At 67.5% G+C, this 11,841-nt stretch carries 10 protein-coding genes; 8 read left to right on the top strand and 2 right to left on the bottom strand.

What is annotated here, in order from left to right:
- Positions 1-4: 4 nt before the first annotated feature.
- Positions 5-1,174: an acyl-CoA dehydrogenase family protein gene (locus CF68_RS16660; protein ID WP_035820703.1), complete on the bottom strand. Its 1,170-nt coding sequence runs from the start codon at positions 1,172-1,174 to the stop codon at positions 5-7.
- A 501-nt stretch (positions 1,175-1,675) separates the two neighbouring features.
- Here CF68_RS16660 and CF68_RS16655 point away from each other — a divergent pair.
- Together CF68_RS16655 and CF68_RS16650 are read left to right on the top strand one after the other, a co-directional pair.
- Positions 1,676-2,143 carry an MgtC/SapB family protein gene (locus tag CF68_RS16655; protein ID WP_035820701.1) on the top strand — a complete coding sequence of 156 codons (468 nt, stop codon included), beginning with the start codon at positions 1,676-1,678 and terminating at the stop codon, positions 2,141-2,143.
- A 196-nt stretch (positions 2,144-2,339) separates the two neighbouring features.
- Positions 2,340-2,846 carry a DUF2628 domain-containing protein gene (locus tag CF68_RS16650; protein ID WP_035820699.1) on the top strand — a complete coding sequence of 169 codons (507 nt, stop codon included), beginning with the start codon at positions 2,340-2,342 and terminating at the stop codon, positions 2,844-2,846.
- 12 nt (positions 2,847-2,858) lie between these two features.
- On the opposite strand, the gene CF68_RS16645 is transcribed toward CF68_RS16650, so the two are convergent.
- Positions 2,859-3,761 (bottom strand): LysR substrate-binding domain-containing protein, encoded by a 903-nt coding sequence (locus CF68_RS16645; RefSeq protein WP_035820696.1) that lies wholly within the window; start codon positions 3,759-3,761, stop codon positions 2,859-2,861.
- Positions 3,762-3,950: 189 nt separating this feature from the next.
- On the opposite strand from CF68_RS16645, the gene CF68_RS16640 reads away from it, so the two are divergent.
- The 6 genes from CF68_RS16640 to CF68_RS16615 form a co-directional block, all read left to right on the top strand.
- The gene (locus CF68_RS16640; protein ID WP_035820693.1) at positions 3,951-4,865 is read left to right on the top strand and encodes an SDR family NAD(P)-dependent oxidoreductase; all 915 of its coding nucleotides are present in this window, start codon (positions 3,951-3,953) and stop codon (positions 4,863-4,865) included.
- Positions 4,865-6,109, top strand: coding sequence for a CaiB/BaiF CoA-transferase family protein (locus tag CF68_RS16635; RefSeq protein ID WP_035820690.1), 1,245 nt, complete (start codon positions 4,865-4,867; stop codon positions 6,107-6,109). Before CF68_RS16640 ends, CF68_RS16635 begins: the two co-directional genes overlap by 1 nt.
- A 148-nt stretch (positions 6,110-6,257) precedes the next feature.
- Complete coding sequence (locus CF68_RS16630) at positions 6,258-6,464, top strand: DUF6494 family protein (protein WP_035820687.1); 207 nt, start codon at positions 6,258-6,260, stop codon at positions 6,462-6,464.
- Positions 6,465-6,769: 305 nt separating this feature from the next.
- Positions 6,770-8,965, top strand: coding sequence for a type I secretion system permease/ATPase (locus tag CF68_RS16625; RefSeq protein ID WP_035820685.1), 2,196 nt, complete (start codon positions 6,770-6,772; stop codon positions 8,963-8,965).
- Complete coding sequence (locus CF68_RS16620; protein WP_035820682.1) at positions 8,949-10,337, top strand: HlyD family type I secretion periplasmic adaptor subunit; 1,389 nt, start codon at positions 8,949-8,951, stop codon at positions 10,335-10,337. Before CF68_RS16625 ends, CF68_RS16620 begins: the two co-directional genes overlap by 17 nt.
- A 74-nt stretch (positions 10,338-10,411) precedes the next feature.
- Positions 10,412-11,841 (top strand): VCBS domain-containing protein (locus CF68_RS16615; RefSeq protein ID WP_035820680.1); only part of this gene is annotated, 1,430 nt, incomplete at its 3' end.

Raw genomic sequence — 11,841 nt, 5'->3', positions numbered from 1 at the left:
GGCCTTAGAACGAACGCGGCAGCTCGAGCACATGCTCGGCCACGTAGGACAGGATCAGGTTGGTCGAGATCGGCGCCACCTGGTACAGGCGCGTCTCGCGGAACTTGCGTTCGATGTCGTACTCGGCGGCAAAGCCGAAGCCGCCGTGCGTCTGCAGGCAGACGTTGGCCGCTTCCCATGAGGCGTCGGCGGCCAGCAGCTTCGAGATATTGGCTTCCTTGCCGCACGGCTTGCCGGCGTCGAACAATTGCGCGGCCTTGTAGCGCATCAGGCTGGCGGCCTCGACATTGATATACGAGCGCGCGATCGGGAACTGCACGGCCTGGTTCTGGCCGATCGGGCGGTCGAACACGATGCGGTCGCGCGCATAGTTGCTGGCGCGCTCGACAAACCAGTAGCCGTCGCCGATGCATTCGGCGGCGATCAGGATGCGCTCGGCGTTGAGGCCGTCAAGGATGTACTTCAGGCCCTTGCCTTCCTCGCCGATCAGGTTTTCGGCGGGGACTTCGAGGTTGTCGAAGAACAGCTCGTTGGTCTCGTGGTTGACCATGTTGCGGATTGGCTTGACCGTCAGGCCCTTGCCGATGGCATCGCGCAGGTCCACTACAAACACCGACAGGCCCTCGGACTTGCGCTTGACCTGGTCCAGCGGCGTGGTGCGCGCCAGCAGCAGCATCAGGTCCGAATGCTGCACGCGTGAAATCCATACCTTCTGGCCATTGACGATGTACTTGTCGCCCTGGCGCACCGCGGTGGTCTTGAGCTTGGTGGTGTCGGTGCCGGTGGTGGGCTCGGTCACGGCCATGGACTGCATGCGCAGCTCGCCCGAGGCGATGCCCGGCAGCCAGCGCTGTTTCTGCGCTTCGGAGCCGTGGCGCAGCAGGCAGCCCATCACGTACATCTGGCCGTGGCAGGCGCCGGAATTGCCGCCGCTGCGGTTGATTTCTTCCATGATGACCGAGGCCGCGGTCAGCGACAGGCCCGAGCCGCCATAGGCTTCGGGGATCAGCGCCGACAGCCAGCCTGCCTGGGTCAGCGCCTGGACAAAGGTCTCAGGAAAGGCGTTCTGCTCTTCCACCCGTTGCCAGTACGCCGAATCGAAGCCGGCGCAGAGGTCGCGCACCGCTTCGCGGATTTCGGGGTACAGCTGGTCTGGATCCTGATGTGCGTGCATGGGGTAGCCCCGCTCGGATTGAATGGGGCCATTATTCCCGAGCCCCCGGCACGCTGAAATTCGGATTTGCGAAAGAGCGGCTTAGGTGGGCCGGAAGCGGGGGGAGGCGGAAGCTGCATGCGGCGCCGGGGCGCCCGCAGTTGCGCAAGAGGCCGGTGCAGCGGCCTCTTGCGCGGGGATGGCCGGCAGGCCGGGCCTGGGAATCAGTGCATGAACAGCCAGATCAGGACCAGGATGAAGGCCGGGACGCCAAGTAGCCAGGCAAGGATATAGGGCATGGTGCAACTCCTGTCGATGACGGTAATCGGTGATTCCAATATAGGAATGCCGTCATGCCGGCACTGTCGGAAAGCTTCCGCTTGCGATGTAGGACGCAGCCGCAAGCGCCTGGCGGGCGGCCCGCGCGGTGTGGCGCGAGCGCCTTGCGGCCCGCTGGCCCGGTTGCCGGCAGGCCATCCCGTGCTACGCTCAGGTCTGTACCCAAGCACCCGGAGACGAGCCATGGACGGGGTCTGGTCCGAGATCTACAGTGTCTTGCGCGCCGAGTTCGCCGATGTGCCGGACGCTGGCGAGGCCACCCGCATCCTGGCACGCCTGTTCATGGCGGTGCTGCTGGGCGGCATGATCGGCTATCAGCGCGAGGCCTCCGGCAAGGCAGCGGGGCTGCGCACCCATATGCTGGTGGCGCTGGGCTCGGCGCTGTTCGTGCTGGTGCCGCTGCAGGCAGGGACGCCGCTGGCCGACATGAGCCGCGTGCTGCAGGGGCTGATTGCCGGCATCGGCTTCCTTGGCGCCGGCGCGATCCTGAAGCACAGCGACGAAGCCCACATCCAGGGCCTGACCACCGCGGCCAGCATCTGGATGGTCGCGGCCATCGGCGTGGCTGCCGGCCTGGGTCGCGATACCACCGCGGTGATCGCCACCATTTTCACGCTGGTCATCCTGCAGGTCCTGCAGCGCTGGAAATAGCGCACCCGCGCCCGGCGCATCCGGCACCCCGTGCCGCCCGGCGTGCGCCGGTCTGTTCGCTTGCCCGCCAATTTGCGTCATTTCCCACTGCAATGCGCGCCAGCGCACGCAGCCCGCGCGCGCTGCGCCCTATGCTGTGGCACAGGTTGCGCCGCGATCCACAGGCGCGGCCGTGGCAGAGCAGGGGGAGGCAGGCATGAAATCATCGATCCGTGACGACGCGGCGCTGGCCGCATTCGTGGGGCCGCGCTATGCGTACTACAGCCAGCGCTGGTCCCTGGCCGAGGCGCGCGGCGGCATGTCGTGGAACTGGGCGGCGTGCCTGCTGGGGCCGTTCTGGATGGCCTACCGGCGCATGTACTGGCAGGTGGGGGTCTATGCGCTGATCGTCTGCGCCGAACCGGTGCTGCACGCGCTGTTCGGGCTGAAGATGCCGCTGGCGGTCCGGCCGATGCTGTATGCGATGGCGCTGCTGCTGGGCATGTATGGCAACCAGATCTACCGCTGGCATGCCGAGGCGACCATCCGGCACCTGCGCGAGTACCATTTTTCACCGGAACTGGTGCACGACTCGCTGGCGCGCTGTGGCCGCACCAGCTGGCCCGGTGTGTTCGCCATGGGCCTGCTGCTGGCGGTGATGGTGGTGTCGCTGAGCCCGCTGGCGGGGCTGGTGGTGCAGGGCGGCGGGCTGGCCGCCGGCTGAACGGCCGACGACTTACACCGGCTCGCGCGCCGCGTCGACCAGGTACTGGATCAGGGTTTCGGCAAACTGGGGCAGTTCGCGGCCCGGGCGGCGCACCAGGCGCAACTCGCGCTTGGCCCATTCGTCTTCCAGCTGGATAAAGCGCAGCACCTTGCGGCTGGCGTAGCGGCGCGCGCAGCTGTTGGGCACGATGGCTATGCCCGCGCCGGCCTCGACCATGCGGCATACGGCATCGAAGCTGCCCACCTGGATGCGCAGGCTGATGCGCTTGCCCATGCCGCCGGCGATGCGGTCCAGGAACGACTGGATCGCGCTGAACTGGTTCAGGCCGACAAAGCGGCAGGTATCGAGCAGGTCGGCGAAATGCAGCCGCTTGAAGGCCGGCAGCGGGTGATTGACCGGTGCGATCACGATCAGTTCGTCGCTGCACAGGTGCATCGCGTCCAGGTCCTGGGTGGCGACTTCACCGGCCACGATGCCCAGGTCGGCGGCGCCGGCGCTGATCGCCGAGACGATTTCCTGCGACAGGTGCTCTTCCAGCTCGATGTCCACGTCCGGGTTCTCGCTCAGGAAGCGCGATACGCCGGTGGCCAGGAACGAGTTGGTGGCGGTGGTGTTGGCCAGCAGCCGCACCCGGCCCTTGACGCCCTTGGCATAGGGCCGCAGGTCGGCGTGCAGGCATTCCAGTTCGCGGAAGACCTCGCGCGCGTGGCGCAGCAGCGCATCGCCCGCCGGCGTCAGGCGCACGCCCTTGACCTGGCGGATCAGCAATTGTGCCTGGAACGCCTCTTCCAGCTGCTTGATCCGGGTGCTGGCCGCGGGCAGCGACAGGAAGCTGCGTTCGGCCGCGCGGGTCAGGTTCTCCGTCTCGCCGACGTTCAGGAAGAGGCGGAGGTCGGTTAGGTCGTAATGCATGGGCTTCCGTCAGGCCAAAGGCCAGTTTTGTGATTCGTGAATTCCAAAGTCTCGGCCGTCAATTTATCGTATCCACTGCGGCGTGGACATCCGGATTGACCGCATCGGCGGGCGATGCCCGCGGCGCAGGGGTGTTTCGCCGGGTTTGCGGTCGGTGACCGCACAAAAAGTATTCAGAGGAGCAACGCAATGAGCGGTTTGATGGCAGGCAAGGTCGCGCTGGTGACGGGCGCAGGTGGTGGAATCGGGCGCGGCATCGCGCTGGCACTGGCCGCCGCCGGCGCCAAGGTGGTGGTCAATGACCTCGGCGTGTCGATGACCGGCGAGGGCGGCGACGCTGGCCCCGCTCAGCGCGTGGTGGAGGAAATCCGCGCCGCCGGCGGTGAGGCCGTGGCCAATACCGACAGCGTCTCGACCTGGAACGGCGCCAATGCCATCGTGCAATGCGCGCTGGACAACTTCGGCCGCATCGACGCCGTGGTCAACAACGCCGGCAACCTGCGCGACCGCATGTTCTTCAAGATGAATGAAGAAGAATGGCGCTCGGTGATCGACGTGCACCTGCACGGCACCTTCTTCGTCAGCCGCGCCGCGGCCAACTACTTCAAGGACCAGGAGAGCGGCGCCTACGTGCACATGACCTCCACCTCCGGCCTGATCGGCAACCTGGGCCAGGCCAACTACTCGGCGGCCAAGCTGGGCATCGCCGCGCTGTCCAAGTCGATCGCGCTGGACATGCAGCGCTTCAACGTGCGCTCGAACTGCATCGCGCCGTTCGCCTGGAGCCGCATGACCAGCTCGATCCCGGCCGAAACCCCGGAAGAGAAGGCGCGCGTGGCCAAGCTGCAGAAGATGGAAGCCGGCAAGATCGCGCCGGTGGCGGTCTACCTTGCCAGCCCGGCCGCCAGCGAAGTCAACGGCCAGATCTTCGCGGTGCGTGCCAACGAGATCATCCTGATGAGCCAGCCGCGCCCGGTGCGCTCGGTGCACATGAGCGAAGGCTGGACGCCTGAAACCGTGGGCGAGATCGCCATGCCGGCCATGCGCAACAGCTTCTTCAAGCTGGAGCGTTCGCCCGACGTGATCAGCTGGGACCCGATCTGATGGCGGGCAGCCAGGCCCCGGCGCACGGCGCGCTTGCCGGCGTGCGGGTGCTGGACCTGTCGCGCATCCTGGCCGGTCCGTGGTGCGCGCAGAACCTGGCGGACCTGGGCGCCGAAGTCATCAAGGTGGAGCGGCCCGGCGCGGGCGACGACACCCGTTCGTGGGGGCCGCCCTGGCTGCCCGGCGCGGACGGGCAGCCGTCGCGCGATGCCACCTACTTTGCCGGCGCCAACCGCGGCAAGCAGTCGGTGACGCTGGATATCGCCAGCCCGCAAGGGCAGGAAATCGTGCGGCAACTGGCGGCGAAGTCGCAGATCGTGCTGGAGAACTACAAGGTCGGCGACCTGAAGCGCTACGGGCTGGACTATGAAAGCCTCAAGGCGATCAACCCGTCCATCGTCTACTGCTCGATCACGGGCTATGGCCAGACCGGGCCGAGCGCGCACAAGCCCGGCTATGACTTCATCTTCCAGGGCCTGGGCGGCCTGATGAGCGTCACCGGCGAGCGCGACGACCTGCCCGGCGGCGGGCCGCAGAAGGTGGGCGTGGCCGTGGTCGACATGCTTACCGGCATGTATGCCACGGTGGCCGTGCTGGCCGCGCTGCGCCACGCGGAGCGCACCGGCGAGGGCCAGCATATCGACATGGCGCTGCTCGATGCGGTGGTCGCGGTCGGCGCCACGCCGATCATCGCCCAGCGCGTGACCGGCAAGGCCATGCCGCGCTACGGCAACGCACACGCCAATATGGTGCCCTACCATGTGTTCGCCACCGCCGACGGCTACATGATCGTGGCGGCCGGCAACGACGGGCAGTGGCAGGCGTATTGCCGCGGCGTCGAGCGTCCCGACCTGGCCGCCGACGAGCGCTTTGCCACCGGCCCCGGCCGCATCATCCATCGCGACACGCTGGTGCCGCTGCTCGAGGCGCATATGCGCACGCGGCCGACGGCGCACTGGGTGCAGGCGCTGGAAGCGCAGGGCATCCCGTGCGGGCCGATCAACGACTACGGCCAGGTGCTGGAAGACCCGCAGGTGCGGCATCGCGAGCTGCAGGTCGACCTGGTGCGCGACGATGGCAGCCTGTGCCCGACCGTCAAGAGCCCGCTGCGGCTGTCCGCGACCCCGGTGCAATACGACGCACCGCCGCCGCGGCTGGGCGAGCATACCGGGCAGGTGCTGGAATCGGTGCTGGGTATGTCGGCCGAGCGCATCGCCAGGCTGCGCGAGCAAGGCGTGGTCTGACAGGAGGCGGGTGCCTGGCGGGAAGCTGCCGGGCACCTTCTTTCAGTTGCCCTGGCACGGCAGGCACCTGACACAAAGCCTCCCCATCGCCTAGGCTGTCTGGGTAGCGGCCCGAACCGTTATTCCCGGTTCCCCACAGGAGACAGCCATGAACGAAGAGACCTTCAACCTCAGCATCCGCAAGTTCCTGAAGGTGGTCGGCGTCAGCTCACAGCGCGAGATCGAACAGGCGATAGCCAGGGCCCTGGCCGACGGCACCATCGCCGGCAACGAGCACCTGCCGGTGTCGGTGACCCTGGAACTGGCGGGCGTCAAGCTCCAGGCGCGCTTCGAGGGTGAAATCCAGCTTGAGTAAGGCGGTCATGGCGGTGCTCGTTTTGGTTCTGTTTCTTGCGTGAAACGCCAAAAGGATGACCCCGCCCGGCCCTTTTGTTGCGCAATCTGATCCATCCGCAGTATGGGCGCGCAGGGCCCCTTCGCATATTCTTCCCGGAAACGTCGAACCAATGGGACCGGGGGGATACCATGGCTGGATGCAACGAGCGCATGCATTGCGCAGGCGGCGGGGTATGCGCAGGCCGTGCAACACGACTTGCGCAAGCGCGGGTTACACGCCACCGCACGGGTCACGGGCCGCTCTGAGGCGCGGGGGCCGTTGCCATGCATGCCGCCGCCACTGCACCCGCAAGGAACATCGAGGACACCGGCTGGAACCTGCCGGATCCGGCAGGTCGGCACGCGCGCCCCGATGATCCGCTGCTGGCGTGCCTGCTCTGGCTGGCCCGGCGCTTCCAGCGGCCAGTCGCGGCCGAAGCCCTGATTGCGGGCCTGCCGCTTGATTCGGATCGCCTGACCCCTGCCTTATTTCCACGCGCGGCCGCGCGCGCCGGCATGTCGGCCCGGCTGGTCAAGCGCCCGCTGGACGACATCCCGGACCTGGTGCTGCCCGCCATCCTGCTGCTCGACCAGGGCGAGGCCTGCGTATTGCTGCGCCGTGGCGACGAGGGCATGCTGCTGGTCTCGCAGCCGGAGTGGGGCGACGGCGAGCTGCCGGTCCGCCAGGAAGACCTGCTGGCCCGGTACACCGGCCATGCCATCTTCGCCCGGCCCGCACACCGCTTCGAGGCGGCCGGCGATGCCGGGCCGGCGTCGCCGCACGGATGGTTCTGGGGCGTGATGCGCCAGTCGTGGCCGCTCTATGGCGAGGTGCTGGTTGCCTCGCTGCTGCTCAGCCTGTTCGCGCTGGTCATGCCGCTGTTCACCATGAACGTCTATGACCGCGTGGTGCCGAATCATGCGCTGGAAACGCTGTGGGCGCTGGCCATCGGTGTGGGCCTGGTGCTTGGCTTCGAGCTGGTGATGCGCACGCTGCGGGGCTATTTTGTCGACGTGGCTGGCCGGCGCATCGATGTCACGGTCTCCGCGACGGTGTTCGAGAAGGTGCTGGGCATCGAGATGAAGGCGCGGCCGGCGTCGGTGGGCAGCCTGAGCAGCCAGCTGCATGAATTCGAGTCGGTGCGCGAGTTCCTGACCTCGGCCACCATCACGACCCTGGTCGACCTTCCGTTCGCCGCGGTCTTCATTGCGGCCATGTTCTGGGTCGGTGGCCCGCTGGCCTGGGTGCCGCTGCTGGCGGTGCCGCTGGTGATCGGCACCAGCCTGCTGCTGCAGGGGCCGCTGTCGCGCGCGGTACACGCCAGCAGCGCCTGCGCGGCCCAGCGCCAGGCCGCACTGGTCGAAACCCTGGTGGGGCTGGAGACCATCAAGACCAGCGGTGCCGAAGGTGGGGCCCAGCGCAAATGGGAGCAGGTGGTCGGGCAGATGGCGCAACTGGGACTGCGGGCGCGGCTGCTCTCCGCCTGCGTGATCAACCTCTCGCTGTTCGCCCAGCAGGCCGCCACGCTGGTGGTGGTGGTGATGGGCGTCTACCTGATCGCCGACGACCGGCTGACCACGGGCGGCCTGATTGCCTGCACCATCCTTGCCGGCCGGGCGCTGGCGCCGCTCTCGCAAGTAGCCGGGCTGACCACCCGCTATCACCAGGCGCGCACCGCGCTAGCCGGCATCGACCGCATGATGGCGCTGCCCGTCGAGCGCCCGCCCGGCAAGCATTTCCTGCACCGTCCGCCGCTGCGCGGCGAGATCGAGTTCCGGCAGGTCAGCTTTCGCTATCCGGGCCGTGACATCGCGGCTCTGGATGGGGTCTCGTTCCGCATTGCCAGCGGCGAGCGGGTTGGCCTGATCGGCCGCATCGGTTCAGGCAAGACCACCATCGAGAAGCTGATCCTCGGCCTGTACGCACCGGATGCCGGCAGCGTGCTGGTCGATGGCGCGGAGGTGCGCCAGCTGGACCCGGCCGCGTTGCGGCGCGACATCGGCTATGTGCCGCAGGACGTGATGCTGTTCAGCGGGACGCTGCGCGACAACATCGTGATGGGCGCCCCGTACGCCGACGACGAAGCCGTGCTGCGCGCGGCGCGCCTGGGCGGCGTGAGCGACTTTGTCGATCGCCTGCCGGACGGCTATGACCTGCGCCTGGGCGAGCGCGGCGAAGGCCTGTCGGGCGGCCAGCGCCAGGCCATTGCCATTGCCCGTGCCGAGTTGCTGCAGCCGCCGCTGCTGCTGCTCGACGAACCCAGCAGTGCCATGGACAACCGCACCGAGGAGCAGTTCAAGGCGCGCCTGGCCTCGGCACTGGGCGGGCGCACGCTGATCCTGGTCACGCATCGCGGCTCGCTGCTCAGCCTGGTCGATCGCCTGATCGTGATGGACCAGGGCCGCATCGTCGCCGATGGCCCCAAGGCCGAAGTCCTGAACGCGCTTGCGGGGAGGAAGCTCCATGTCGCTTCAGCCTGATCCGCAACGCGTGGGGCCAGTGCGGCGCCTGATCGCCGCGCTGAGGCCGCGTGCCGACGACACCGCCTTCATGTGCGAGCGCGATGCGGCCGCGCTGGCGCAACCGCGCTATTTCACGCACTGGATCCTCTGGTCCGCCCTGGTCTTCGTGCTGGTGGCGCTGGCCTGGGCCGCGCTGGCGCGGGTGGACGAGGTGGCCGTGGGCGAGGGCAAGGTGATCCCGTCGAGCCAGGTGCAGGTGGTGCAGAACCTCGAAGGCGGGATCATCGCCGAGATCATGGTGCGGCCGGGGCAGGTGGTGAACAAGGACCAGCCGCTGATGCGCATCGACGATACCCGCTTCACGGCTTCATACCAGGAAGGCCGCACCAGGGACGATGCGCTGGTGGCACGCATTGCGCGCCTGAGCGCCGAGGCCGACGGCACGGCGTTCGTGGCGAGCGCGCCGGCCGATGCCGAGGGCCGCCGCTTCGTGTCCGAGGAGCGCGCGCTGTTCGAGTCGCGCAAGCGCGCGTTCGATGCCAATCTCGCCGTGCTGCGCCAGCAGTCAGAGCAACGGCGGCAGGAGCTGACCGAGAAGCGCTCGCGCGAGCAGCAACTGCGGCAGAGCCATCGGCTGGTGGCGCAGGAGCTGGCCATGATGCGCCCGATGGTGGCGCAGGGCGTGGTGTCCGAGGTCGACCTGCTGCGGCTGGAGCGCCAGGCCAATGACCTGAAAGGCGAACTCGAGGCCGCGCGGCTCGCTATGCCGCGCCTGGAGGCCGCCTACCGCGAGAGCCAGCAGAAGGCGGACGAACTGGGCACGCATTATCGCGCCGAGGCCATGAAGGAGCTCAACCAGGCCAAGGCCGAACAGGCAGCGCAGAGCGCCACCAACACGGCGCTGCAGGACCGCGTCGACCGCACCCTGGTACGCGCGCCGCTTGCGGGCGTCATCAAGCAGATCAGGATCAATACCGTGGGCGGCGTGGTGCAGCCCGGCATGGACCTGCTGGAGATCGTCCCGCTGGAAGACACGCTGCTGGTGGAGGCGCGCGTGCGGCCAGCCGACATTGCCTTCCTGCGGCCAGGCCAGCCGGCGGTGGTCAAGCTGTCGGCCTACGACTTCTCGGTCTATGGCGGCTTTCCCGGCACCGTGGAACATATCAGCGCCGATACGCTGACACCGGAACGCCCGGGCGAGCGCCCAGAAAGCTACTACCTGGTGCGCGTGCGCACGCGCGACAACCGGCCAGGCGGCAGTGCCGTGCAGGTGCCCATCCTGCCCGGCATGGTGGCCACGGTCGATGTGCTGACCGGGCAGAAGACGGTGCTCCATTACCTGCTCAAGCCCATCATCAAGACCAGGGAACTGGCGTTCCGGGAACGATAAGAACGGGCGGATTGCCCACGACGATAACAAGCAAGGCATGGCCGGCAGGCCGGCATTCAGGACGGAGAGTAATCATGTCAACCCTGACAGGCAGCAACGGCAGCGACAGCATCAGCGGCACCACGTCCGCCGACACCATCCTGAGCGGCAATGGCAGTGACTACGTCAGCGCCGGCGATGGCAACGACTATGTCGATGCCGGCAACGGCGACGATATCGTCGAAGGCGGCAGCGGCGACGACACGCTGCTGGGCGCCAACGGCAAGGACCGGGTCTTCGGCGGGCTCGGCAACGACAACTTGTCGGGGGGCAACGGCACCGACGCGGTCTATGGCGGCAGCGGCGATGACGTGATCGGCAGCATCGACGGCTCGTCGGCGCTTTACACCGGCGACAATGGCGGCGATACGCTGTACGGCGACGGCTACGACAGCTACGCCGACTACCTGCTCGGTGCCGGCCATGAGTCGGCCCGGCCGGGTAACGACCGCATCTATGGCGGCAACGGCGACGACCTGATCTACGGGGACAACGGTAACCATGCCGCCCTGGGCGGCGACGACATCATCGCCGGTGCCAACGGCAAGGACACCATCTACGGTGAAGGCGGCAACGACAAGATCGCCGGCGGGGCAGGCGGCGACACCCTGAGCGGCGGCTGCGGCGCTGACGTCTTTGTCTATAACGCTGTCTCCGACTCCACCGCGGCCGGCATGGATGTGATCACCGACTTCCGGCAGGGTCCGGACCACCTCGACTTGCGGCCCGTGCTGGGCGACACTGGCTTTGAATGGGGTGGCCGCCAGCCCACGGCCCACGGAGCCTGGTTCCAGCAATCGGGGGGCAATACCTATGTCTACGTGGATGTCGACGGCAATCCCGCCACGGCGGAAATGGTCATCAAGCTCAATGGCCTGCACGAACTGACCAAGTCGGACTTCGCCGGCTACGACAACCATGCGCCAACGGCAATGGCCGATACCCACGCGATCGGCGAGGACAACTCTCCGAACCCGATCACCGGCAATGTGCTGTCGAACGACAGCGACGTCGATGCGGGCAACGTACTGGCCGTGGCCAATCCCGGCACCTATGCCGGCCAGTATGGCACGCTGACGCTCCACGCCGACGGCAGCTACAGCTATGCGCTGGACAACGGCAATGGCCAGGTGCAGGCATTGCGGCAGGGCCAGCAAGTCCAGGACACGTTCAACTATGAGGTGTCCGACGGGCAGGCCGGCGCGGCTTCATCGCTGAGTATCCGGATTACCGGTGCCAACGATGGAGCCACGATCACGGCCTCGGCCAGCGAGGACAAGGCGGTGACCGAAGCCGGTGGCGCAGGCAATGCCGATCCGGGCGACGCATCCGCCAGCGGCAAGCTGACGGTCACCGACGTCGATACCGGTGAAGCACTCTTTGCCGCGGTGCCGCCGGAGAGCCTGGCGGGGCATTACGGCACCTTCAGCTTCAACAGCAATACCGGCGCCTGGAGCTATACGCT

Origin of the sequence: Cupriavidus sp. SK-4 (assembly GCF_000611125.1) — a bacterium.
Taxonomy (GTDB): Bacteria; Pseudomonadota; Gammaproteobacteria; order Burkholderiales; family Burkholderiaceae; genus Cupriavidus; species Cupriavidus necator.
The sequence above is the reverse complement of the archived record's forward strand: the minus strand, read 5'-3'. Positions and strand labels throughout refer to the sequence as shown.

Coding starts and splice junctions, on each gene's coding strand:
- CF68_RS16660 (WP_035820703.1), bottom strand. CDS start 1,174: ATGCACGCACATCAGGATCCAGACCAGCTGTACCCCGAAATCCGCGAA.
- CF68_RS16655 (WP_035820701.1), top strand. CDS start 1,676: ATGGACGGGGTCTGGTCCGAGATCTACAGTGTCTTGCGCGCCGAGTTC.
- CF68_RS16650 (WP_035820699.1), top strand. CDS start 2,340: ATGAAATCATCGATCCGTGACGACGCGGCGCTGGCCGCATTCGTGGGG.
- CF68_RS16645 (WP_035820696.1), bottom strand. CDS start 3,761: ATGCATTACGACCTAACCGACCTCCGCCTCTTCCTGAACGTCGGCGAG.
- CF68_RS16640 (WP_035820693.1), top strand. CDS start 3,951: ATGAGCGGTTTGATGGCAGGCAAGGTCGCGCTGGTGACGGGCGCAGGT.
- CF68_RS16635 (WP_035820690.1), top strand. CDS start 4,865: ATGGCGGGCAGCCAGGCCCCGGCGCACGGCGCGCTTGCCGGCGTGCGG.
- CF68_RS16630 (WP_035820687.1), top strand. CDS start 6,258: ATGAACGAAGAGACCTTCAACCTCAGCATCCGCAAGTTCCTGAAGGTG.
- CF68_RS16625 (WP_035820685.1), top strand. CDS start 6,770: ATGCATGCCGCCGCCACTGCACCCGCAAGGAACATCGAGGACACCGGC.
- CF68_RS16620 (WP_035820682.1), top strand. CDS start 8,949: ATGTCGCTTCAGCCTGATCCGCAACGCGTGGGGCCAGTGCGGCGCCTG.